The sequence below is a fragment of the Flavobacterium inviolabile genome (assembly GCF_013389455.1).
GTDB classification, from domain to species: Bacteria; Bacteroidota; Bacteroidia; order Flavobacteriales; family Flavobacteriaceae; genus Flavobacterium; species Flavobacterium inviolabile.
Window position 1 is genome coordinate 3,279,906 of record NZ_CP058278.1, and the last position, 25,644, is coordinate 3,305,549.

The window sequence follows — 25,644 nt, forward strand, 5'->3', positions numbered from 1 at the left end:
TAAAATCAAGTTTTATGTTTAGACCTGTAATGTATTTTTTACTGTCACTATTTTTGTTTACTTCCTGTAACAAAAACGAAGTGATGAAACTAACAATTGCTTCACAGGAAGCAGATTGTGTTGGAGTAGCCCCTCAAAAATGTCTGTTGATAAAAAAAGAAAATCAGAAAGACTGGGAAAATCTTTATGGCGGAATTGAAGGATTCAACTATGAAGAAGGAAATGAATATGTATTGGAAGTAAAAGAAGAAAAAATCGACAATCCGTCGGCAGATGCACCCGCTATGAAATATGTTTTGGTAAAGGAAATTTCCAAAACAGCTAAAGTATCGGAAGGATTACCGCAAAAAGCCGAAGTGGCGGCAACTTTCCAGCTCACAATCGCTTCGCAACAGGCAGACTGTACCGGAGTAGCCCCACAGAAATGCCTGTTGATCAAAAAAGACGGTCAAAAAGACTGGGAGTTCTGGTACAGCGGTATTGAAGGATTCAAGTATGAAGAAGGAAATGAATATGTGCTGGAAGTAAAAGAAGAAAAAATTGACAATCCGCCGGCAGATGCCTCATCTTTAAAATATGTATTGGTAAAAGAGATTTCCAAACAGAAAAAAACGTCTGATAATCTTCCCAAACCAAAAAAATAAAAACCGTAATTCGTTTTACAGCGCAGCCTCATTACAACAATGAGGCTGTTTTTTTTATTATAAACCGGATATCATTTTTTTGAGTTTAACATTTTCCGGAATTAATCGTTAACCGTGAATTTGTATATTTATCGAAATAAAACCAAATTCTATGAAACATTACCTATGCCTCCTGTTGCTATGCTTCATTCCATTTACAACCACTGCCCAGCAGTTTACCTTTAACCAGGGCGGAACCAGTCAAAAGGATTATCATGCGGAGATTGCATACGAAAATGTAAACAATAAGATTATCATACCGGTTGTCATCCAGAATAAAACCTATCGTTTCCTGCTGGATACCGGTGCGCCCTGCATTATCACAAAAAAACTATATGACCATCTCAAACCGGCAGTGCTTACCAATGCCAATATTACAGATGCCAACGGAACAATCGACAGCCTGAAAATGGTTTCTTTACCGGAAGTCACCTTGGGCAATATTGCCTTTAATGATGTTCCGGCTTTGGTTAGCGACAACAAACTGATTTCCGAATGCATGAACATTGATGGATTCATCGGCAGTAACATGCTGCGAAATTCCATCCTGCATCTTTCTTCTACAAAGCAAACCATTGTCATAACCGACAATCATTCCAAATTAAACCTGAATAAAAAACACGCTTCAAAATTAATACTCGTGGACAATCAGAGCAGTCCGTATATTACCATTGAGCTTCGAAATAAAAAAAGTGCCAGAGAACAGCTTTTATTCGATACCGGTATGAACAATTTATACGATATGTCACTAAGAGCCTATGATATTTTTAAAAATGAAAACCTCTTTACCAATACACAGGAAGGCTATGGCAATGCCACCATCGGTATTTTTGGCAATGCCGGCGGTACCAAAAATTACCGCTTTACCATTCCGGAAATAAAAATTAACGGTATTCCTTTTAAAAACGCAACTGTTGAAACCACCAGCGATCAAAACTCCAGATTTGGTGCCGAACTGCTCAATCACGGTATCGTAACCATCGATTATAAGAACAAATACTTCTATTTTGAGCCTTTCAGGGAAAGCTATGACCTAAAGGAAAAACAATTTGGTTTCAAGCCCACTATCGTTAATGACAAATTAGTCGTGGGGATTATCTGGGACGATGCCATAAGAGGAACCGTGGGCATTGGTGACGAAATCGTTCAGATTGACGACATCAACTACGAGAACATCGATCATTGTTATATTGTGACCCAACCTTCACCATTAAAGAATAAAGATTCCGCTACAGTAACTTTTAGAAACAGCGCAGAAGACTTAACAAAGCTGACCTTAAACAAAAACTAAATGACCATAAAACAGCTGGATAAGACCGAACCGCTGCCGTATGATTTATTATACCTGGCCGATCCGTCAAAAGCAATGATTGACAGTTATATCCATCAGTCGTTTGTATTTGTCATGTATGCCGGAACGGCCGCCGTTGGAGTTTATGTACTGTTTCCCATAGATACCGCAACGGCAGAGATCAAAAACATAGCCGTACAGGAAGCCTGTCAGCAAAAAGGAATTGGAAAGCAGCTGCTTGACCATGCCGCCGGAGAAGCCCGGAAAAAAGGTTTTCGGACCATTCAAATTGCTACCGGCAATTCCAGCATCGGTCAGCTGTATTTATACCAGAAACAGGGATTTGACATTTTTAATATTGAAAAAGACTTCTTCACCACAAACTATAAAGAGCCTATTTATGAAAACGGGATTAAGTGCAGACACCTTATCCGGCTTTCAAAAGAACTATAACGATTAAAGAGAGTACCTTTCCGGAAACCATTGTTCCGGCAAAATACTATCCTTAAAACCAAAGCTATCCGCTAAGAATCGATTATCTTTATACCAAAGCTCCTGCTATGTTTGAACAACTTTTTCTTCATATTAAAAAATCCGTATCCCTTACTGCTGAAGACGAAAACATCATAAAAACGTATTTCAGTTCCAAAGATATTGCCAAAAAAGACTTTCTGCTACAGGAAGGCAGTCTTTGCAAATACAACTATTTTATCGTTAAAGGCTGTTTTCGTTTGTATATCATAACCGAAAACGGAAGGGAACAGGTTATTCAGTTCGGACTTGAAAACTGGTGGATAACTGATTATGTCAGCTTTTCATCCGGACAGCCGTCAAAGTTTTACATCCAGGCACTGGAACGCTCGGAAGTGTTGTATTACAGCAAGGAAAAAGAAGAAGAACTGTTTCTCCGGGTTCCTAAAATAGAGAGCTATTTCCGTAAAAACCTGGAAAGAGCCTATACCGCTTCTTTAATCCGGATCCAGTATATATTTGCTTTATCGGGAGAAGAACGTTACTCCCAGTTCGCCAAACTGTATCCGGGCTTTATCCAGCGCGTACCGCAATACATGCTGGCGTCCTTTCTGGGCTTGACACCGGAATACCTGAGTGAAATCCGAAAAAAAAACACAAAATAGTATTTCTTAGGTTTTCTTAATTTTTTTCCGGTTTGCAGCCCATAACTTTGTCCTATAATATTAAAAATCAATAGTTATGGACATTAGAATAAACCTTAGTCAGGTAGAACCGGAAGCATATAAAATAATGTATGCCTTTGAAAAATATTTAAGCAGTTCCAAACTGACCACTACCCACAAAGAGCTGATAAAAATCCGAGCTTCCCAGATTAACGGCTGTGCATTCTGCATTAACATGCACACCAAAGATGCCCGAAAAGCCGGCGAAACGGAACAACGGATTTATGCATTGAATGCCTGGAGAGACACGCCTTTCTTTACCGAAGAAGAGCAGGCTATTTTAGCATTAACGGAAGAAATGACCCTGATCCAGCACCATGTATCGGATGCTACCTTTAAAAGAGCACAGGAGGCTTTAAAAGACGACAACTATCTTGCCCAGGTGATGTTTGCCATAGTAACCATTAACAGCTGGAACCGGATTGCGATTGCAAGTGGTTTGCAGCCCGAAAGAGACTAAATAAAAAATCCCTTTAAAAAGGGATTTTTTATTTTTATATTATTCTCTGATAATCATTATTGTTGCTTTAAAGCCGGTGGCCAGATCCCATCGGTTTGCCGACAGCGTCTGTCCTTTATCATCAAAGATATTAAACTCCGCTGTGTTGGGACCGGAACTTCCCTGGTTTAGTGCTTCAAAGTCCAGTTTGTTGAATCCCTTTTCCAGACCCAGTGTAATTCCTTTAAAATCGCCCTGTAGTATTACCTGGGCAACCACAATCTTACCGTTAACCAGTACCTTAATCATATCCCCGTCTACATATTCATGGTCACGGTACAGTATTTTTACAAATTCCGATTTCGTTCTGATCTCACCAAAAGACTGATCTCTTTTAAAAATCCTGGAATCGCCGTTGCCTTCTCCTTTAAAATCCTGTTTCAGCCTGTCTACATATACCTCTCCCGGATTTGCGAACTTCTCTTTTTCGCTGCCAAAACCGGAATTATTAGTATCGCCAATCTGAAAAGAAGACGTATTTGGTTTTAAAGCATCTAAAGGATTCACGGGAGTATCAAAAATGGAAGCACCAAAATTCATCGATGGAAAAGCAGTGGTATTCGATGCTTTGTCCGGAGCGGCGATGGGTATCTTCAAACGCGGTATCGGTTTGGATTTGATGATAAAATCATTTTGCGCAAAACCATTTACGGATAATCCGATTACAAGAAATAATAAATATAACGATTTCACCAGGCTGAAATTTTTTTAAAGTTTAAAAATAACAAATTAAGGACGACATAAAAATATTATGCCGCTTTTTAACGCTATTTTAATTATCAAACACAATGCCTGTTTAGCTGCTTTTTCTATTTTTTTCAAAAAAAGAAAACAACCATGCCCTAAAAACAGCGGAAGTTTTGATTTGTAGTGCCGGTTTATCGTTTTACCTGTTTAGACGGGCATTCATCGGAAACCCGGAACCGGAATATAGCCGGCATTACACTGCAAAATTTATGATTTTATTAAGAATATCCATAAAAAATAACAGGAAAAACCGTAAAACGTTTATTCCTTTTTTTGTAACTTGCAGTCCGTTAAACCTTTATAAAGTCATTGATTTACTTATGGTACAGATAATGATTATGCTAATAAGACAACTGATTGTGCTGATAATTAACTTCAGCCAGTTGTTATAACGTTTACACTACTCCAGACTATTTTTAGTCCCTTTTTACAATGGGATTCAATATAGATGTCAACTCTTTTATCATTTAATTTTGTTACCGGAATAAAAACAAAAAATCCCTCCTAAAAGAGGGATTTTTAATATTTACTGATCGCTTATTAAAAAACGAACATCGCTCTTTCGCTCATCATATCGTTTACTTCGTCGGCAACTTCTTCAAGAATCTCTTCGTTTGTATGGTTCATAATTACCTTATCAATCAAAGCAACAATTGTTTCCATATCGGCTTCCACCAATCCACGGGTAGTAACGGCAGGAGTTCCCACACGGATACCAGAGGTTACAAATGGTGATTTATCATCAAAAGGAACCATGTTTTTATTAACGGTAATTTCCGCTTTTACCAAAGCATTTTCAGCCTCTTTACCGGAAATATTCTTATTTCTCAGGTCAATTAACATCATGTGATTGTCCGTTCCTCCGGAAATGATGTTATACCCTCTTTTCACAAAGGCAGCAGCCATCGCTTTGGCATTCTTTTGTACCTGCATTGCATAAGTGAAAAACTCATCGGTTAAAGCTTCACCAAAAGCAACCGCTTTAGCGGCAATGATATGCTCTAACGGTCCGCCCTGATTTCCAGGGAAAACAGCTCCGTCCAATAAAGACGACATCATTCTGATTTCTCCTTTAGGTGTCTTGATTCCGAATGGGTTCTCAAAATCGTTCCCCATCATGATCATTCCTCCTCTCGGACCTCTTAATGTTTTGTGTGTCGTAGTTGTAATAATATGACAATGCGGAACCGGGTCATTCATTAATCCTTTCGCGATTAATCCGGCAGGATGTGAAATATCCGCCATTAAAATAGCCCCAACGCTGTCTGCAATTGCTCTGAAACGCGCAAAATCCATATCGCGGGAATACGCAGAAGCACCTGCAATGATCAATTTAGGCTGCTCTTTCGTAGCAATTTCCTGAATTTTATCATAGTTCAGCATTCCTGTTTCCTGCTCTACTCCGTAAAATACAGGATTGTATAATTTTCCGGAGAAATTAACCGGTGAACCGTGTGTTAAGTGACCACCGTGTGAAAGGTCAAAACCTAATATTTTGTCACCCGGTTTTAAACAGGCAGCAAAAACAGCTGTATTGGCCTGAGAACCGGAATGCGGTTGTACATTCACATAAGCCGCTCCAAACAAAGCCTTCGCTCTGTCTATCGCAATCTGCTCAATAACATCCACTACTTCACATCCGCCATAGTATCTTTTTCCGGGATATCCTTCTGCATATTTATTTGTTAAAACAGAACCCGCTGCTTCCATTACCTGATCACTCACGAAATTCTCAGAAGCAATAAGTTCCAGTCCGTGAATTTGTCTATCTTGTTCTTCAAGAATTAAGTCGAAAATTTGTTCGTCGCGTTGCATTTTATAATATTTCGTTAAATTGAGTTCAAAAATACGAAAATCGTTTGTTAAATTCACAATAGGGACTATATTTGATTTCGAATTTTTCAACAACAAAAACAACAAACAATATGCCTATAAGTGCCAATGACCCTAACAGAAAATCGTGGTTACACGTCTCTGAAAACAGCGATTTCCCAATCCAAAATATTCCATTTGGAGTTTTCATAACAAAAGACGATGTCGTAACCATAGGAACTCGTATTGGTGATTTTGCGATCGATATGGGAGCCTTACAACAATTAGGGTACTTTGAAGGAATAGAATTAACAGACGATATGTTCATGCAGGATACGCTGAACGACTTTATCTCCGATGGAAAAAAAACATGGCGATTGGTTCGTAATCGCCTGGCTGAAATTTTTGATGCCGTAAATCCGCAATTAAGAGATAATGAAGCGCACAAAGAAGTTGTGATTTTCAATGTTAACGATATTGAAATGCAATTGCCGGTTTTAATCGGTGATTATACCGATTTCTATTCCAGTAAAGAACATGCTACCAATGTTGGTAAAATGTTCCGTGATCCGGACAATGCCTTATTGCCAAACTGGCTTCACATTCCGGTGGGTTACCACGGAAGAAGTTCAACGATAGTTCCTTCCGGAATCCCGATTCACCGCCCGATGGGACAAACCCTTCCAAACGGGGAAACACAACCGATATTCGGACCTTCCCGTACGGTGGATTTCGAATTGGAAACCGCTTTCATCACAACCGATGCCAATATCATGGGTGAAAATATCCCTGTTGGTGAAACCGAAGACTATATCTTTGGTATGGTTTTACTAAACGACTGGAGTGCCCGTGACATCCAGAAATGGGAATATGTGCCGCTGGGACCATTCTTAGCGAAAAACTTTGCCTCTTCCATCTCTCCGTGGATTGTAACCTTAGATGCTTTGGAACCTTTCCGCGTGGCAAGTCCTGTACAGGAACCGGCTCCGCTGCCTTATTTACAGCAAACCGGCGATCATGCTTTCGATATTAACCTGGAAGTATTAATTGCACCGGAAAATGCAGAAGCAACCAGCGTTAGTAAATCCAACTTCAAATACATGTACTGGACAATGAGTCAGCAGCTGGCACACCACACCATCAACGGTTGCCGTGTGAATTCAGGTGATATGATGGGTTCCGGTACTATTTCCGGTCCAACAGAAGACAGTTTCGGTTCGATGCTGGAATTAACCTGGGGCGGAAAAAACCCGATTAAAATGAATGACGGTTCCGAGCGTAAATTTATCAATGACGGCGATACTGTAATCATGAAAGGATACTGCCAGAATAACAATGTAAGAATCGGATTCGGAGAAGTTTCCAGTAAACTGCTTCCCGCTTTCGAAAGAAAATAGATTCTTTCCGAATCAAAATCAAACTCCGGATTAAATTCGGAGTTTTTTTATGTCCTGACCGAAAATACCTCTTAAAAAAATTATATTTTTGACCCAAAGTAAAATGTCCGATTTATGAAGAAAATTATAGCGCTGTTCTCCGTAATAGCATTTGTTTATTCCTGTGGTGTCAAACAAACCCAAAGCATGATCAGCGAAGGCGATTATGACGGTGCTATTAACCGCGCTATCGAAGGACTGAGCAATAACAAAAATGCCAAAGGTAAACAAGATTATGTCTATTTACTGGAAGAAGCGTTTGCCAAAGCCAAAGAACGTGATTTACGGACTATCGATTTACTGATAAAAGATGCCAATCCTTCCAAACTGGAAAAACTGTACAATACCTATTTGCAGCTTAACAACCGCCAGGAACGCATCCGCCCGCTATTGCCTTTGCAGTTGCTGAAAGAAAAACGCAATGCCCTTTTCCCTTTTGACGATTATTCCGATCAGATCATAAGCAGCAAAAATGCACTTGCCAAACACCTGTATAACAACTCCAAAGCTTTGTTGGCTACCAACGACAAAATGAATTTCAGAAGAGCTTACGACGATTTCGCTTATCTGGAAACCTTAAGCCCGGGCTTTAAAGATGTCAAAAAATTAATGGATGAGGCACAATTTAAAGGTACCGACTTTGTAAACGTCTATACAAAAAACGAAACCAATATGGTCATTCCGGTTGGTCTGCAAAACGATCTTCTGGATTTCAGCACGCTGGGATTGAACGACAAATGGACCGTTTACCACAGTAACCGGCAAAAAGGAGTGACTTACGATTTTGGTTTAATTGTAAACTTCAGGGACATTAAAATCACTCCGGAACAAATCAAAGAAAAACAATTCATCAAGGAAAAACAGATCAAAGACGGCGTAAAAAACCTGTTGGATGCTAACGGACGTGTGGTAAGAGACAGTTTGGGCAAACCGATTAAAGTAGACAACTTTCGTACGATAAAAATCAACATCTATGAATTTACACAATTCAAAGCCTGCCAGATAACGGCTAAAGTTGATTATATCGATTTTAAAACCAACCAGCTGATCGAAACTTTCCCGTTGAGCAGTGAATTTGTTTTCCAGAACATCTATGCCAATTATAACGGAGACCGACGTGCCAGCGATGAAAATTACTACCAGTATTTTGACCGCAAAGCCGTGCCGTTCCCAAGCAACGAACAAATGGTTTTTGACACCGGCGAAGATCTTAAATCCAAATTAAAGAACATTATCACCCGGAATAAATTCCGTAAATAATACCCCTGTTTTCAGGCTGAACCAACCAAAGTGCTTTAGTAATTAAAGCACTTTTTTTATTTCCGAAAGGCTGCATTAAAATATTAACAAGCATTATAATATTAATTATTTGTTAATAAAAATTTGACGTTTTATAAAATATAAATGCTAATTTTATGAAAATCAAATCTATACATTATGAAAAAAAACCTACTTTTCATTTCGATGTTGTTTTTAGGCATCAGCGGCCATGCCCAGAAACTATCCGAATTCAATCGCATTAATGTTGAGGGATTTTACACCAATCCCGTAGTAGCTCCAAACGGAGACTATGCCTTGCTAACAGGCGAGCATTTTAAAGGGCTCTATCTTTTAGACCTGAAAAAAAACACTGTTGTCAAAATTTCCGATAAGGACGGCAGCGGTTATGGTTACAGCTGGGATAAGAACGGTACCGTTTTTTATTTCAAGGAAAAAGGAGAAAAAGAATATTTCTCACAATCCAGAGTTATGGCCTATGATGTTGCCACCAAACAACTGGAACGTAAAACAAACATCAATCACAACTTCCTGCCTTCGTTTCAGGGTGAAACAACAAACATAGTTGTTTACACCAACCTGACGACTTTAAAAATCGAAGCCAAAGATCTGGCCAGCGATAAAAGCTGGGTAGTTACCGGCGATGAAGGACAATTCTACAACGCTATTTTATCCAATGACGGTAAAAAAGTAGCGGTACACAACGGTCCGGACATTTTTGTTTACGACCTTAACGGAGACGGAAAAGGAACAAAAGTGGGCACCGGAATCGCAACTTCTTGGTCGGCAGACGACAAATACTTATTAGGCTTTTTAGACGAAAGTGAAGACGGGCATACGGTAAGCAACTCCGAGATATACCTTTTTGACACCAGCGCTTTCAGACCGAAAAAAATCACCAATACAGAAGTTTTTACCGAAATGTTCCCAACATTTTACGGCAAAAACCAGATAATGTTTTCGGATGATAAAACCGGTAGAATTTTCACTTCTCAACTAAAAAACTAAACACATGAAAAAAATAACTGCACTCCTGTTTGCCTTAGTAGTGACCTTTATGGCAAACGCTCAGATAATCGTTATCGATCCGGGTCACGGATATGGCACCTCAACCAGTGACAATCCCGACGGAAGAACCGCAACCGAAATAGAAACTTCACTGGAAGTGGGTTTACGAACCCGTACCCTGATCCAGAACAGTTGTACGTGGACCGTATACATGACCCGAACCACAAACCTAAACAGCTGGACATCCGTTACCCAAAGAGCAACGATGTCCAATAACTGGAATGCTGACCGTTTATTGAGCGTTCACTGTAACGCCGGCGGTGGTACCGGAACCGAGACTTTCTATTGTACTTATGACGATACCAATACCGCTCCGGATATTGCTTTTGCACAAAAAATCCAGGCCGATATGGTTTCTTACGGTTCCTGGACAAACAGACGCTGCGTGGAAGACAATAGCTTCCTGGCCTATCATTTGGGTGTTTTACGCTATTCTTCCGCTACAGGATGCTTAAATGAGATCGGTTTTGTGGATTCTGCCGATGCTACAAAACTAACAAGCTCCACCTGGAGGGATTCTTTTGCGTCTGCCTACTTTAATGCTTTAAAATCCAACCTGAACCTGACCTGCAGCGTTACCGCTCCGGGCGCATTCACATTGACCGCTACACCGGAATGCAACGGAACAGCTACCCGCGTAAGACTGAACTGGACCGCTTCTGCCAATGCCACCAGCTACGATATTTACAGAAACGGTGCTCTATATGCCAGCAGCATTACAGGAACACAATACCTGAATACCGCCGTTACCGCCGGAACAGCCTATACCTACTATGTAAAAGCTAAAAATGCCAGCAGCAGTACCAATAATTCAAACGGAACCCTGTCGGCTACACCGCCATCCTGCAGTACTCCGGGAGCCTTTACGGTAACTGCAACAGCAACCTGCAGCGGTACTACCAGTGCCATTAACGTTACCTGGACCGCATCTGCCAATGCCACTACTTATGATATTTACAGAAACGGTAACCTGTATGCTCCGGATGTTACAGGAACATCATTCTTAAACACTTACCTGATCACTGCCGGTACTACCTATACGTATTCGATGGTTGCCAAAAACAGTGTGGGAACAATCAGTAATTCGAACGGTACCCGCAGCGTAACAGCAACCAGCTGTGGTGCGAAAATGGCTGGTGAAACAGCTCCGAACGGATTTGACAGCTTAAACTTATACCCTAACCCGTCAGACGGAATAATCAACCTTTCCATTGAAAATATAGCCGTAAAACAGCTTCATCTGATGCTGATCGATACCAACGGACGTATCGTATTAGAAAACAATCTGACACCGGCAGACAACACCGTATCCGAGCAGATTGACATTCGTAATTTTGCTGCGGGAATCTATATTGTCAAGATTACAGCAGACAATAAAGAATACATTCGTAAGATTATTAAGAAATAAATCCTTTCTTTTTTGTTTAAATCCGGGGCAATGCTCCGGATTTTTTTTAGTGTAAAGCCCTGTAAACAGGGACTTCTATTGTTAAAAAAATCACTTTCTGTATTTTTTAACACATCCTATTACAAAATCTTTTACATTTGCAGCAATGAAAACAACAATGTTACATAGTAACTTTTCTACACGGAAAACCCTGATCCTATCTTCCCGGACAGAGCGGTCGACTTTCTAGTACCCGAGTTTTTCATATTGTTATTCATTTCTCATATTTCCCATTTTGGAACCAGTAATTTTTGTATCAGGACAAAACAGTCTTAACAACACATTTATATTTTTAGCATTACAGTCTGTAATACTGACAACACGACGGTAAAGCCTGCTCTTTTCGACACTAATTTCTTTTAGGCTCGAACCACACCCCCTATTTTTTATTTTCTATTAATCCTTTATTCATCATTGTTAGAAATGAATGTAATCATTGTTATTGCTCAAAAGGAGCATTATCACTATGCGCAGGAAATTTGCGACACCATCGAAACATCTGCCCTGCAGCGAGGTACCGGAATTGCCAAGAGAACTCCGGAATACATCCATAAAAAGATCGATTTACAGGAAGCTGTGATCGCTTTGGAGAATGGAAAATTTGCCGGATTCTGCTATATCGAAAGCTGGCAGCACGGAAAATTCGTAGCCCATTCCGGATTGATCGTACATCCCGGCTACAGGCATCTCGGATTGGCAAAAAAGATCAAAACTTTTGTATTTGAGTATTCCCAGAAAAAGTATCCGGAAGCAAAAATCTTCGGAATAACCACCGGTTTAGCGGTTATGAAAATCAATTCCGACCTCGGGTATCGTCCCGTTCCTTTTTCGGAACTAACCGATGATCCCAGTTTTTGGGCAGGCTGCAAAACCTGTGCGAATTTCGATATCCTGCAACGCAAAGAAAACAAAATGTGCCTTTGCACCGGAATGCTGTACGACCCGAAAGAAAAGAAAAACCAGGAACAGGAATACACCTTTAACAAAAAAGTGCTGGGCAGATTAAAAAGCATCAAACAGGCACTTTTCTTAAAAAAATAATACCATGAACAAAACTCAGAACAATCATTCCAAAATAGTAGTATTGGCCTATAGCGGTGGTTTGGACACCTCTTTCTGCCTGACGTATTTAATCCAAAACGGTTTCGAAGTACATACAGTGCTGATAAATACCGGAGGATTTACCACAGCCGAACTGGAAACCATTACGGCCAGAGCCTATGCATTGGGCAGCACACAGCATACCAACCTGGACATTGTTGAAAAATACTATAACAAAGCCATTAAATACCTGATTTTCGGCAACGTACTCAAAAACAACACCTATCCCCTTTCGGTCAGTGCCGAACGTGTTTTCCAGGCATTGGAAGTCATAAAATATGCCAAAGCAAACGGAGCGGCAGCAATTGCGCACGGCAGTACCGGAGCCGGAAACGACCAGATTCGTTTTGACCTTATTTTTCAAACCATCGCCCCCGAGATTGAAATTATCACCCCCATCAGAGACCAGCAATTGTCCCGTCAGCAGGAAGTGGAATTTTTACAGCAAAACGGCATCAACTATTCCTGGGAAAAAGCGCAATACTCTATCAACAAAGGGATCTGGGGAACCAGTGTGGGCGGAAAAGAAACCCTAACCTCTCACCTGCCGTTACCGGAAGAAGCTTATCCCTCGCCATTACAAAAAACCGTACCCGAAAAAGTGATCCTTGAATTTGAAAAAGGAGAATTGGTCGGCATCAATCATCAAAAAGACATTCCGGCGAACAATATCCTCAAACTGGAAGCTCTGGCAAGCGCGTTTGCTATTGGCAGAGACATACACGTGGGCGATACCATCATCGGTATTAAAGGCAGAGTCGGATTTGAAGCCGCGGCACCCTTACTCATTATCAAAGCCCATCACCTGTTGGAAAAACACGTACTCACAAAATGGCAGCAGTACTGGAAAGAACAATTGGGCAACTGGTACGGCATGTTGTTTCATGAAGGGCAATTCCTGGATCCGGTTATGCGCAATATCGAAACCTTCCTGACGGACTCTCAAAAAACAGTCAGCGGAAAAGTGACCGTAACGCTAAAGCCCTACCATTTCTCTTTGGACGGAGTGGAATCGGCTCACGACCTGATGAATTCCCGGTTCGGGCAATATGGCGAAATGAACAACGCCTGGACGGCCGAAGAAGCCAAAGGATTCATTAAAATCCTGGGCAATGCACAAACTATTTATTCACATGTAAATTATCTGGATTATGATTAATGTTGGTATTATCGGAGGTTCCGGCTACACTGCCGGAGAACTGTTGCGTTTACTGAATAACCATCCTAAGGCTGTAGTCGACTTTGTTTACAGCACCACCAATGCCGGTAAACCGGTAACGGATGTGCATCAGGACCTCCTTGGTGAAACGGACTTACTATTTACCGATACGGTAAACCCGGAAATCAATGTCTTGTTCCTTTGCCTGGGACACGGCAAATCGAAAGCCTTTTTAGCGGCACATTCTTTTGCCGGTCACACCCGTATCATCGACCTGGGGAATGACTTCCGTTTGCAAAAAGATGCGGAAGCCTTCGTTTACGGACTGCCGGAATGGAACAAAAAAGCCATACAGAAAGCACAGTTTATTGCCAATCCGGGCTGTTTCGCTACGGCTATTCAGCTCGCTTTACTACCGTTGGCACAGCACCAGGAACTGCAAAACAGTATTCATATTAATGCCACTACCGGAAGTACCGGTGCCGGCGTACAGCCTTCGGAAACAACGCATCACAGCTGGCGAAACAACAATATGTCCCATTACAAAGCCTTTGAACACCAGCATCTGGATGAAATACAGCAAAGTCTGGCCATCACACAGACCGGTTTCTATCAGGAACTGTTGTTTATACCCAACCGTGGCGATTTTACCAGAGGCATTTTTGCAACGCTGTATACCAAAACCGACAAATCACTGGACACACATATAAAACAGTTTCAGGCCTTTTACGAAAAGGAACCGTTTGTTGTGGTCACCACCGGAAACATCCATTTGAAACAAGTGGTACAGACCAATAAATGCCTGATCAGCCTTACCAAAAAAGGAGATTACCTGTTGGTAACTTCCATTATTGATAACCTCATCAAAGGCGCATCCGGTCAGGCAATTCAAAGCATGAACCTGATGTTCGGCTTAGATGAAAAAACAGGCTTGCAATTAAAATCCGGTAATTTCTAATCCCATTTACATTTTGCCCTTTGCTAATTGCCTTTTGCTTTTTGCTAATTGCCCTTTGCTAATTGCCCTTTACTTTTCACTATTTAAAAACTAAAAAAATGAATCTATTCAACGTTTACCCCATATACAACATAACCCCAACCAGAGCCATGGGCGCTAAAGTATGGGATGCCAATAACCAGGAATACCTTGACTTCTACGGAGGCCACGGTGTTATTTCCATTGGTCATTCCCATACAGCCTATGTTAGTGCAATTACCGGACAGGTACAGAAAATAGGATTTTACTCCAATTCGATAGTAAACCCTATCCAGGAACAACTGGCACAAAAAACGGCACAGCTTTCCGGTTATCCCGACTATTCCTTATTTCTGTGCAACTCCGGCGCGGAAGCCAACGAAAATGCTTTAAAACTCGCTTCTTTCCACAATGGAAAATCCAGAATCATTGCATTTCAAAAAGCCTTTCACGGACGTACTTCTGCCGCGGTTGCCGTAACCGACAATCCCGCTATCATAGCGCCGGTTAACAATAAGCACGAAGTCGTATTCCTACCGTTAAACGACATCGGTTCGGTGACCGATGAAATTGCCAAAGGCGACGTCTGTGCCGTAATTATCGAAGGCATCCAAGGTGTTGGCGGGCTGGACGAAGGTACAACCGCTTTCTTTCAGGCATTGCAACAGCTCTGTAAAGCCCATAACGTTATCCTGATCCTGGATGAAATCCAAAGCGGTTACGGTCGTTCCGGTAAATTCTTTGCCCATCAGCACCACGGAATTCAGCCGGACATCATTTCGATGGCAAAAGGAATGGGCAACGGTTTTCCTGTTGGTGGTATTTTAATCAGTCCCAGATTCAAAGCCTCCTATGGTTTGCTGGGAACCACATTTGGCGGCAACCATCTGGCTTGTGCTGCGGCTCTTTCGGTATTGGAAACCATCGAAAAAGAAGCTTTGATTGACAATGTCCGTCTTCAGCATGATTATTTCTGCGATCAGATGCAACAATTTCCCGAAATCAAAAAAGTGAAAGGCAGAGGACTAATGCTCGGACTGGAATTTGATTTTGACGTTAGCAAACTGCGTCAAAAGCTCATTTATGAAGAATACATCTTTACCGGCAATGCCGCACAAAAAAACCTGCTGCGCATACTGCCGCCATTATCCATCACCAAAGACGACACTGATTATTTTGTAAAAGGGCTCAAAAATGCGCTCGCAACCTTAACCTAAAACAACATGAAACATTTCACATCCGTAAACCATATTGACGATCTGGACGAGTTGCTTCTATTAGCCAAACAGATCAAATCCAATCCTTATGCCAACAAAACAGCAGGCGAAAACAAAACCCTGGGACTGTTATTTTTCAATCCCAGCTTAAGAACGCGACTGAGCACTCAAAAAGCAGCCGCTAATCTGGGCATGAACTGCATTACCATGAACCTCAACAACGAAGGCTGGAGCCTGGAATTTGAAGACGGTGCGGTTATGGACGGCGACAAAGCCGAACATATAAAAGAAGCGGCACAGGTAATCTCCCAGTATTGCGACATTATCGCCATTCGCAGTTTCCCTTCGTTAACCGATAAGGAAAAAGATGAAGAAGAACATGTCATCAACGCCTTTGTCCAGTATGCCTCGGTGCCGGTAATCAGCCTCGAAGGCGCCACGGAACATCCGCTACAGGCGGTTGCCGATATACTGACCATACAGGAATACAAGACGACCCAAAAACCGAAAGTGGTCTTAACATGGGCACCGCACCCGAAAGCTTTGCCACATGCGGTTCCCAATTCCTTTATAAAAATGATGCAGCTCGCTAATGTTGATTTTGTTATTACACATCCGGAAGGTTATGAGCTCAATCCGGAAGTGACCAAAAACAGTACCGTTACCCACAACCAGGAGGAAGCATTTAAAGATGCTGATTTTATTTATGCCAAAAACTGGAGCAATTATAACGATTACGGACAGATACTGTCGCAGGATGCTGCCTGGATGGTAACCCCGGAAAAAATGGCACTGACCAAACAGGCAAAATTCATGCATTGCCTTCCGGTGAGACGAAACCAGGTTGTTAGTGATGCCGTTTTAGACGGTGCCGATTCCATCGTCATTTCGCAGGCAAACAACAGAACCTATGCGGCACAGGCCGTTCTAACCAAAATATTAGCACATGAAAGCCAGTAAACCCAATATAACCATCGTTAAAATCGGCGGCAATGTTATTGATAATCCGGTTGCTTTATCGAAAGTATTAACCGCTTTTTCCAAAACAGACGGGCCTAAAATACTCGTTCACGGCGGCGGAAAAGAAGCCAGTAAAATCGCCATGTCCTTAGGTCTGGAACCGCAAATGATTGACGGCAGGAGAATTACCGACCAGCACATGCTGGATGTCGTTGTAATGACCTATGCCGGACTGATTAATAAAAGAATTATTGCACAGCTGAACGCGGAGCAGTCAATAGCCATTGGTTTTTCCGGAGCCGACGGGAACACGATCGTATCCGAAAAAAGAAAAAATCCGGACATCGATTTTGGTTTCGTGGGGGACATCATTGCCGTTAATAAAGAACCACTCACAAAAATACTGGACCAAAATATAGTACCGGTTTTCTGCGCCATTACCCATGACGGAAACGGGCAGCTTTTAAACACCAATGCCGATACCATTGCATCGGAACTGGGCAGCGCCCTATCGGAAATCTATACGGTAAAGCTGATTTATTGCTTTGAAAAACAAGGTGTTTTAATCAACTCAAATGATGACGATTCCGTTATACCGGCCATCACCCGATCCAAATACAGGGATCTGCTGGAAATCGGTGCGATACATTCCGGTATGATCCCGAAACTCGACAACTGCTTCCTGGCATTGTCCAAAGGAGTTGACCGGGTCATTATTGGAAACCCGGCAGTTCTTGAAGATCCAGATACACGATGTACCACAATTAGCCTTTAACTTATGAAAACAATACCAACGCTAACAAACGAAGCCATCCAATTATTAAAAAAGCTCATTGCCACTCCTTCTTTTTCAGGAGAAGAGCAGCAAACGGCACAGTTACTCCAAAACTGGTTTCAGGAAAATAATATTCCTTTTAAACAGGAAAACAATAATATATGGGCCTACAACCAGCATTTCGACGCTTCCAAACCGACATTACTGCTCAACTCCCATCACGATACCGTAAAACCCAATCAGGGCTATACCCTTGATCCGTTTACCCCTATTGAGGAAGACGGCAAAATTTTCGGCCTCGGCAGTAATGATGCCGGTGGCTGCCTGGTTTCGCTATTGGCTGCCTTTGCCTATTACTATACACACAAAAACCTGTCGCACAATATTGTGATCGTGGCTTCCGCCGAAGAAGAAAGCAGCGGACCGAACGGCTTAAACAGCGTCCTGCAACATTTGCCTCCGCTGGATTGTGCAATTGTGGGCGAACCCACCGAAATGCAATTGGCCATAGCCGAAAAAGGACTTTTGGTACTGGATGTTACGGTAAACGGAACAGCCAGTCATGCCGCACATCACAACGATGATAACCCTATTTACAAAACGCTTGCCGTTATCGACTGGTTTAAAAATTACCGCTTTGAAAAGGTTTCCGACATATTGGGACCGGTTAAAATGACAATAACCCAGATCAATGCCGGAAAGCAGCATAATGTTGTTCCTGCCGAATGCCGGCTGGTCGTGGATATCCGTGTAAACGACCGCTACAGCAACCAGGAAATACTGGACACGGTGGTTCAGCAGGTATCGGCCGTTATAAAACCGCGCTCGATGAATTTAAATGCCTCTTCGATTGCACCACAGCATCCGTTAGTGCAATCCGGAATCGCTTCAGGACGCAGCACCTATGGTTCTCCAACGCTCTCCGACCAGTCGGTACTGAGCTGTCAGTCCTTAAAATTAGGACCGGGAAATTCCCTGCGTTCCCATACGGCTAACGAGTTTATCTATCGCCGGGAAATTGAAGAAGGAATTCAATTATACATCAACATACTCGAAGGCTATTTACTAACCACATAAAAACACGAAACATGAAATTATGGGAAAAAGGTATCCCTACGGATCAGAAAATTGAACAGTTTACCGTAGGCAATGACAGGGAACTGGATATTATTTTAGCCCGATATGATGTTTTGGGATCCATCGGTCATGCCAAAATGCTGGCAAAAACAGGATTACTGACCGAAACGGAAGCAGCGGACATTATTCAGGCACTGGAAGCGATACTGCTGACCATTGAAAAAGAACAGTTTACCATTGAAGCCGATTTTGAAGATGTACATTCCAAAATAGAGTCCATGCTGATTGCACAACTGGGCGACACCGGAAAAAAGATCCATACGGCGCGTTCCCGAAACGACCAGGTTTTGGTAGCCCTGCATTTGTACCTTAAAGACGAAATCACCGCTATAAAAGCATTGGTCAAAGCACTTTTTGATTTGCTGATGGCATTAGCCGATAAAAATCAGCAGGTTTTATTACCCGGTTATACGCATCTGCAAATTGCCATGCCCTCCTCTTTTGGCTTGTGGTTTTCTGCCTATGCCGAAAGTCTGATTGACGATATTACGATGCTGAATGCCGCCTTACAGGTTGTCGACCAGAATCCGTTAGGTTCTGCGGCCGGTTATGGAAGCTCCTTTCCTATCGACCGAATGCATACAACCGAAACCCTGCAATTTGCAACACTAAAATACAATGTCGTTGCCGCGCAGATGAGCCGTGGAAAATCGGAAAAAACGCTGGCTTTTGCGATGAGCAGCGTTGCCGGAACCTTGTCGAAACTGGCAATGGACGTCTGCCTGTATGTGAGTCAGAATTTTGATTTTATGACGTTACCGCAACAGCTGACCACCGGTTCCAGTATTATGCCGCATAAAAAAAATCCGGATATTTTTGAGCTGATCAGGGGAAAAGCGAATAAAATCCAGAGTCTGCCGTATGAACTGACCTTAATAACGAACAATCTGCCCAGTGGTTACCACAGGGAATTCCAGCTGCTGAAAGAAGGTTTGTTTCCGGCTATTCAAAATTTAAAATCCTGTCTGGAAATGACCCGTTATGCCTTGCAGGATATTGAAGTAAAAGAGACAATCCTAAACGATCCGAAATACAACTACCTCTTTACGGTAGATGCCTTAAACGAATTGGTCGTTCAGGGAATCCCGTTTCGGGATGCCTATAAAATAATAGCCGGGCAATTGGAAAACGGAACTTTCAAAGCTCCAGAAAAAACAAAACATACCCATGAAGGCAGTATCAACAATCTTTGCCTGGAAGAGATTCAGGCAAAAATGGAGAATGCTTATTAATTTAGAAAATACGTTGTGGCTGCATAACGTATTTTTTTTAAATGAAATCCTTTTATCCGGAAACCAAAAAATCCATACTAAATGTATATATTTGAGTATAAGTTATCTTAAAGTAATAGTATGGCACAATTTGAAGATGAGGCTACCCAAACTCTTTTTAAGAAAAATTTAATTACAGCAAAACAATCCGACCAAATAAAGGAATATCGCCGGTTGGCTATTTTTTCACTTTATTCCGAATTAAAACTATTGCTGTACCTGTCGGTTTTATTATTCACTTCAGGAATCGGAATTTTAATTTATCAGAATATTGACAGTATCGGACACGTTGTTATCTTGTCGCTGCTGCTGCTCATCACAATATGCTGTTTCTACTTTTGCTTTAAAAATTCGAAAGGATTTCAAAAAGAAGAGTCCGGTTTTGAGAATCCTTTATGGCAGTATTTAGTGCTTGCGGCAACCCTTTTAAGCTGCATTTTTGTAGGATACATACAATTTCAATACACCCTTTTCGGAACCCATTACGGTTTAGCAACATTAATCCCTACAATTATCAGTTTCTTTTGCGCCTATTATTTTGACCATAAAGGCGTGTTAACCATTGCGGTAACCGGTTTAGCGGCCTATATTGGTCTTTCGGTTAGTCCTCAGGCATTGCTAAGCAATAATCTTTATTCAACAGCAACATTAAGCTATTCGGCAATTTTACTCGGCGTTTTATTAATTGCCTGGACTGTTTACAGCGCAAAGATTCACTTAAAAGTACATTTCAATTTTATCTTCCTCACGTATGCTTTGCATTTAATCAGTATTGCAACGATCAATAATTTATTTGATAACTGGCTGATGGCAACGATACTTTTAAGCGTTTCCTCCTATTATTTTTACAAAACAAGCTATCAGATTCCTTCGGTTTCGTTATTTGCTTTTACAATTATATACGCCTATATAGGCCTAAACCTCCTGCTGTTTAAGTTTCTGATTTTTGTCAGAGCCGATAACTTTTATGAAATAATACTACTGGCCTCTCCTTTTTATATAATTGTTTCTATTATTTTATTTATCGGGTTAATTAAAAATTTCAATAAACATAAAGCAAATGATCGCATACGATAAGAATTTATTGAAAAACACTTTTTTGGTTACCGAAGCGAAGGCTTTAGAGAAAGCCCGTTTCATTACTAAAGAACAGTTCCAAAATGCGGTAAAAGCATTACCCGCACTGAAAAGCCAGCATAACATCTTAATCCGTTCAGGATTTTTCATATTGGGTGTTTTCCTGTATTCGTCTGTTAGTGGTGTATTAGCGCTATTCGGATTGGTCAATGTAGATCTCGCTATTGGATTGGTATATCTTTTTGCGGCAATTGGCCTGGTAGGATCTGAATTATTGGCACGACAAAAATATTATGGTTTCGGACTGGACGATGCTTTTATATTGGGAACGCAGTTTGCTCTGGGCATAGCCGTTACTTTTTCTACAAAAGGCAACATCCTGGTTATTACAGGTACGGTCACGATAGCTGCTTTAATCATGTATCTGCGTTATGTACATTTACCCTCCATGGTTGTTTTTTTCCTGGCTTTAACGGCCACACTGGCTTATGCTGTCTTTAATCTTTTGGTATATGGAAAAGCGATATTGCCTTTTGCGATGATGCTTTTTGCAGTTGGAATGTATGTTGCCAGTGTACAGCTTCTAAAAAAACTGACGGAACCTTTTTATTACAACGGAATCCTGCTGATCAGAAATTTCAGTCTGGTCTTATTTTATTTATCAGGGAATTATTTTGTTGTAAGGGAACTTTCGGCCGATACCTACGATTATAGTCCGGAAATTCCATTGTCATGGTTCTTCTGGTGCTTTACCTTTATCATTCCTGTTCTTTATATCGTTTTTGCATTACAAAACAAAAACAGGATGCTGCTTTGGATCGGTTTGCTGGCATTTTGTTTTTCGATTTTCAGCTTCCGGAATTACCATCATGTTTTGCCAACGGAGTTTGCACTGACTCTTGGAGGCTTATTCCTTTTTGCATTTACGTATTTTTCTATCAAAAAGATAAAAAACAATGCTACAGGCTTTACTTTCAAACCGGACCGCTTTGATAATTCCAATGCCTTGTTAAATGTGGAAACGCTGATTATCGCTTCTACTTTTGATTTAAAACCAGCAATAAAAGCGGAAGAATCGCCGATGGAATTCGGCGATGGCGGTTTTAGCGGTGGCGGATCGGGCGGAAGTTTTTAAAAAGGATAAGAAATCCGCAAATCAAAAATCCGGGATTTCTTATTTAGCTCCTTATGCTATTTTTTGTTTCAATACCTCAGCATCAATATCGCTGTGGGAAGCATCATATATTGCTTTTCCATTTTTAATCAGTACCAATTGCGGCGACTGGTGTTCCACTCCGAAACGTTGTGCTACCTCATTCGAAAGCGAACGATGTGCTAACAGATCCAGGAAATAAAGCTCCATCGCTGTTGCCGGCACGTCATATTCGTTTTCAAACTGCTTTAATGCCATTCTGCTGATACTGCAACGGGTGCTGTGTTTAAAAATAGCTACAGGCTTTTCAAAAGAAATCTTTTCAATTTCATCCAGAGGCGTTTCCTCTAAATACAGCCAATGTACTTTTGGAAGGGCTTCTTCCTTCTTGTTCTCCCCGAATAGTTTGTCTAAAAAACTCATGTTTTGTCCGATTTTGCGCCATTTTGACATTCAAATTCTCCAAACAGGAGCATAAAAACGCCAAATTGTCTTGTTTTGTTGTATTGGAATACAAATTGAAATATACCAACCAAAGTTAGAAAATAACGATCACAAACGACAAACAACATTTAAAAATATGAACTTTAATAATTTAACCATCAAATCGCAGGAAGCCCTGCAACAAGCGCAGCAAATTGCGCAGGGTTCAGGCCATCAGCAAATCGAGAACGAACATATCTTCAAAGGTATTCTTGAGGTTGATGAAAATGTAGCGCCATTCATTTTGAAAAAACTGAATGTGAATGTAAACCTGTTCAAACAAATTCTGGACAGTACGTTACAAAGCTTTCCTAAAGTTAGCGGAAGCGAATTAATGTTTTCCCGTGAAGCCGGAACAACATTGAATGAAGCAACCAACATTGCTAAAAAAATGAACGATGAATATGTTTCCATCGAACATTTACTGTTGGCAATTTTTAAATCAAAAAGTAAAATAGCGCAAATCCTGAAAGACCAGGGAGTAACCGAAAAAGGTCTGGAAAGTGCTATCAATGAAATCCGTAAAGGCGAACGGGTAACTTCTGCCTCGGCCGAAGAAACCTATAATGCCTTAAACAAATATGCCAAAAATTTAAACCAGCTGGCAAACGACGGGAAACTGGATCCGGTAATCGGGCGTGATGAAGAGATCCGCCGGGTATTACAGATTCTTTCCAGACGTACCAAAAACAATCCGATGCTGGTGGGAGAACCCGGAGTAGGTAAAACGGCTATAGCCGAAGGATTGGCACACCGTATCGTACAGGGCGACGTTCCGGAAAACTTAAAAAACAAAGTAGTCTATTCGTTAGACATGGGTGCTTTAATTGCCGGAGCAAAATACAAAGGTGAATTTGAAGAACGTTTAAAATCCGTTGTGAAAGAAGTAACCTCAGCAGAAGGGGATATTGTACTGTTCATTGACGAAATCCACACACTGGTTGGTGCCGGAGGCGGTGAAGGCGCAATGGACGCTGCCAATATCTTAAAACCGGCGTTGGCCCGTGGTGAATTAAGAGCTATTGGTGCGACAACTCTGGACGAATACCAGAAATATTTTGAAAAAGACAAAGCGTTAGAGCGTCGTTTCCAGAAAGTAATGGTAGACGAACCGGATACGGAAAGTGCGATCTCTATTTTGCGTGGTATCAAGGAAAAATATGAAACCCACCACAAAGTGCGTATCAAAGATGATGCAATCATTGCGGCGGTAGAACTGTCACAGCGTTATATCACCAACCGTTTCCTTCCGGATAAAGCGATTGACTTAATGGACGAAGCAGCATCCAAACTGCGAATGGAAATCAACTCCAAACCGGAGGAACTGGATGTACTGGACAGAAAGATCATGCAGCTGGAAATCGAAATTGAAGCGATCAAACGTGAAAATGACGAAAACAAATTAAAAATATTAGGATTGGATTTAGCCAATCTGAAAGAAGAACGCAACGAGATTTTCGCCAAATGGAAATCGGAAAAAGATGTTGTGGATAATATCCAGGCGACAAAACAGGAAATTGAAGACCTTAAAATGCAGGCAGAACGTGCAGAACGTGAAGGTGATTACGGTAAAGTAGCCGAGATCCGTTACGGAAAAAGCAAAGAAGCACAGGAACGTCTGGATGTTTTACAAAAACAATTACAGGAAAATCAATCCGGTCATTCGCTGATTAAAGAAGAGGTTACCCACGATGATATTGCCGAAGTGGTTGCCAAATGGACCGGAGTTCCGGTAACCAAAATGCTGCAAAGCGAGCGTGAGAAATTGCTGAAACTGGAAAACGAACTGCACAACAGAGTTGTCGGACAGGAAGAAGCAATCATTGCGATCAGTGATGCCGTTCGCCGAAGCCGTGCCGGATTACAGGATCCGAGAAAACCGATTGGTTCTTTCCTATTCCTGGGAACAACCGGTGTGGGTAAAACCGAATTGGCAAAAGCCCTGGCAGAATACCTGTTTGACGATGAAAATGCCATGACGCGTATCGATATGAGTGAATACCAGGAACGCCACAGTGTGAGTCGTTTGGTTGGTGCGCCTCCGGGATATGTGGGCTATGATGAAGGCGGTCAATTAACGGAAGCTGTTCGTAGAAAACCGTATTCGGTGGTTCTGCTGGATGAAATTGAAAAAGCCCATCCGGATACTTTCAACATCCTGTTACAGGTATTGGATGAAGGACGCCTAACAGACAACAAAGGACGTTTGGCCGATTTTAAAAACACGATCATCATCATGACTTCCAATATGGGAAGCCATATCATACAGGAAAAATTCGAAAACCTGAAAGGCAGTGTGGAAGCCGCTACGGAAGCTGCAAAAGTGGAAGTTTTAGGCTTGCTGAAACAAACCGTTCGTCCGGAGTTCATTAACCGTATCGACGAGATTGTAATGTTCACGCCTTTAAGCAATGCCGATATCCGTGAAATTGTTGGTCTGCAATTAAAAAGTGTCATTAAAATGCTGGCACAGCAGCACATCACGATGGATGCAACACCGGAAGCCATTGATTATCTGGCGGTAAAAGGTTATGATCCTCACTTTGGGGCACGTCCGGTAAAACGTGTGATCCAGAAAGAGGTCTTAAACGAATTATCCAAAGAAATCCTTGCCGGAAAAGTCGCTACCGACAGTATTATTTTACTGGACAGTTTCGATGGAAAATTAGTATTCCGCAATCAGACCGAATTAAAAGCGGATACGGAATAACCGTTACAAAAAATCTGAAATCAGTTCAGATTAACAATATAAAGTAGTTTTCATAATTACCCGTACAGGGTTGATTTTTTGGTTGGAAACACCGGTTCAGGATCTGAATCGGTGTTTTTTTATGGGGCAATCCAAAGTTTTTATAAATTGGTGCTTATTTTCATGTCA

The 25,644-nt window shown here is 41.5% G+C and carries 23 protein-coding genes; 20 read left to right on the forward strand and 3 right to left on the reverse strand.

Going from position 1 to position 25,644, the window contains the following annotated elements; all coding sequences use genetic code 11:
• Positions 1–83 precede the first annotated feature (83 nt).
• From HW120_RS17760 to HW120_RS14760, 5 genes are all read left to right on the forward strand, one after another.
• Complete coding sequence (locus HW120_RS17760; protein WP_246296997.1) at positions 84–644, forward strand: DUF4377 domain-containing protein; 561 nt, start codon at positions 84–86, stop codon at positions 642–644.
• A gap of 151 nt (positions 645–795) precedes the next feature.
• Complete coding sequence (locus HW120_RS14745; protein WP_177734893.1) at positions 796–1,974, forward strand: retropepsin-like aspartic protease; 1,179 nt, start codon at positions 796–798, stop codon at positions 1,972–1,974.
• The gene (locus HW120_RS14750) at positions 1,975–2,427 is read left to right on the forward strand and encodes a GNAT family N-acetyltransferase (protein ID WP_177734895.1); all 453 of its coding nucleotides are present in this window, start codon (positions 1,975–1,977) and stop codon (positions 2,425–2,427) included.
• Positions 2,428–2,534: 107 nt separating this feature from the next.
• Positions 2,535–3,110 (forward strand): Crp/Fnr family transcriptional regulator, encoded by a 576-nt coding sequence (locus HW120_RS14755; RefSeq protein WP_177734897.1) that lies wholly within the window; start codon positions 2,535–2,537, stop codon positions 3,108–3,110.
• A gap of 76 nt (positions 3,111–3,186) precedes the next feature.
• Positions 3,187–3,630 (forward strand): carboxymuconolactone decarboxylase family protein, encoded by a 444-nt coding sequence (locus tag HW120_RS14760; RefSeq protein ID WP_177734899.1) that lies wholly within the window; start codon positions 3,187–3,189, stop codon positions 3,628–3,630.
• A 39-nt stretch (positions 3,631–3,669) separates the two neighbouring features.
• Here HW120_RS14760 and HW120_RS14765 read toward each other — a convergent pair whose 3' ends face one another.
• A complete protein-coding gene (locus HW120_RS14765) occupies positions 3,670–4,362 on the reverse strand; it encodes a hypothetical protein (protein WP_177734901.1) in 693 nt (230 codons plus the stop codon).
• A gap of 594 nt (positions 4,363–4,956) precedes the next feature.
• Entirely contained in the window at positions 4,957–6,231 is a 1,275-nt protein-coding gene (gene glyA, locus HW120_RS14770; protein ID WP_177734903.1) for a serine hydroxymethyltransferase, read from the reverse strand.
• A gap of 110 nt (positions 6,232–6,341) precedes the next feature.
• Between glyA and fahA the strand changes: the two genes are divergently transcribed.
• The 14 genes from fahA (at position 6,342) to HW120_RS14840 (ending at position 22,265) form a co-directional block, all read left to right on the forward strand.
• A complete protein-coding gene (gene fahA / locus HW120_RS14775) occupies positions 6,342–7,625 on the forward strand; it encodes a fumarylacetoacetase (protein ID WP_177734905.1) in 1,284 nt (427 codons plus the stop codon).
• Between the two features lie 114 nt (positions 7,626–7,739).
• Positions 7,740–8,924, forward strand: coding sequence for a hypothetical protein (locus HW120_RS14780; RefSeq protein ID WP_177734907.1), 1,185 nt, complete (start codon positions 7,740–7,742; stop codon positions 8,922–8,924).
• Positions 8,925–9,101: 177 nt separating this feature from the next.
• Positions 9,102–9,950 carry a TolB-like translocation protein gene (locus HW120_RS14785; protein ID WP_177734910.1) on the forward strand — a complete coding sequence of 283 codons (849 nt, stop codon included), beginning with the start codon at positions 9,102–9,104 and terminating at the stop codon, positions 9,948–9,950.
• A gap of 4 nt (positions 9,951–9,954) precedes the next feature.
• Entirely contained in the window at positions 9,955–11,418 is a 1,464-nt protein-coding gene (locus tag HW120_RS14790) for an N-acetylmuramoyl-L-alanine amidase (protein ID WP_177734912.1), read from the forward strand.
• 462 nt (positions 11,419–11,880) lie between these two features.
• Entirely contained in the window at positions 11,881–12,498 is a 618-nt protein-coding gene (locus HW120_RS14795; protein WP_177734914.1) for a GNAT family N-acetyltransferase, read from the forward strand.
• 4 nt (positions 12,499–12,502) lie between these two features.
• Positions 12,503–13,717, forward strand: a complete 1,215-nt coding sequence (locus HW120_RS14800; RefSeq protein WP_177734916.1) for an argininosuccinate synthase domain-containing protein — start codon at positions 12,503–12,505, stop codon at positions 13,715–13,717.
• Positions 13,710–14,675, forward strand: coding sequence for an N-acetyl-gamma-glutamyl-phosphate reductase (gene argC / locus HW120_RS14805; RefSeq protein WP_177734918.1), 966 nt, complete (start codon positions 13,710–13,712; stop codon positions 14,673–14,675). Before HW120_RS14800 ends, argC begins: the two co-directional genes overlap by 8 nt.
• A gap of 98 nt (positions 14,676–14,773) precedes the next feature.
• Positions 14,774–15,910, forward strand: a complete 1,137-nt coding sequence (locus HW120_RS14810) for an aspartate aminotransferase family protein (RefSeq protein WP_177734920.1) — start codon at positions 14,774–14,776, stop codon at positions 15,908–15,910.
• Between the two features lie 6 nt (positions 15,911–15,916).
• The gene (locus tag HW120_RS14815; RefSeq protein ID WP_177734922.1) at positions 15,917–16,870 is read left to right on the forward strand and encodes an N-acetylornithine carbamoyltransferase; all 954 of its coding nucleotides are present in this window, start codon (positions 15,917–15,919) and stop codon (positions 16,868–16,870) included.
• The gene (argB, locus tag HW120_RS14820; RefSeq protein ID WP_177734924.1) at positions 16,857–17,645 is read left to right on the forward strand and encodes an acetylglutamate kinase; all 789 of its coding nucleotides are present in this window, start codon (positions 16,857–16,859) and stop codon (positions 17,643–17,645) included. Before HW120_RS14815 ends, argB begins: the two co-directional genes overlap by 14 nt.
• Before the next feature lie 3 nt (positions 17,646–17,648).
• Positions 17,649–18,722: a M20 family metallo-hydrolase gene (locus HW120_RS14825; RefSeq protein WP_177734926.1), complete on the forward strand. Its 1,074-nt coding sequence runs from the start codon at positions 17,649–17,651 to the stop codon at positions 18,720–18,722.
• A gap of 11 nt (positions 18,723–18,733) precedes the next feature.
• Positions 18,734–20,014: an argininosuccinate lyase gene (gene argH, locus HW120_RS14830; RefSeq protein ID WP_177734928.1), complete on the forward strand. Its 1,281-nt coding sequence runs from the start codon at positions 18,734–18,736 to the stop codon at positions 20,012–20,014.
• Between the two features lie 120 nt (positions 20,015–20,134).
• The gene (locus tag HW120_RS14835) at positions 20,135–21,130 is read left to right on the forward strand and encodes a DUF2157 domain-containing protein (RefSeq protein ID WP_177734930.1); all 996 of its coding nucleotides are present in this window, start codon (positions 20,135–20,137) and stop codon (positions 21,128–21,130) included.
• On the forward strand, positions 21,114–22,265 hold the full coding sequence (locus HW120_RS14840) for a hypothetical protein (RefSeq protein ID WP_177734932.1): 1,152 nt from the start codon (positions 21,114–21,116) through the stop codon (positions 22,263–22,265). Before HW120_RS14835 ends, HW120_RS14840 begins: the two co-directional genes overlap by 17 nt.
• Positions 22,266–22,316: 51 nt before the next feature.
• Here the strand turns inward: HW120_RS14840 and ytxJ are convergent, their stop codons facing one another.
• Complete coding sequence (gene ytxJ, locus HW120_RS14845; protein ID WP_177734934.1) at positions 22,317–22,706, reverse strand: bacillithiol system redox-active protein YtxJ; 390 nt, start codon at positions 22,704–22,706, stop codon at positions 22,317–22,319.
• 157 nt (positions 22,707–22,863) lie between these two features.
• On the opposite strand from ytxJ, the gene clpB reads away from it, so the two are divergent.
• Positions 22,864–25,476 carry an ATP-dependent chaperone ClpB gene (clpB, locus tag HW120_RS14850; protein ID WP_177734936.1) on the forward strand — a complete coding sequence of 871 codons (2,613 nt, stop codon included), beginning with the start codon at positions 22,864–22,866 and terminating at the stop codon, positions 25,474–25,476.
• Positions 25,477–25,644 lie beyond the last annotated feature (168 nt).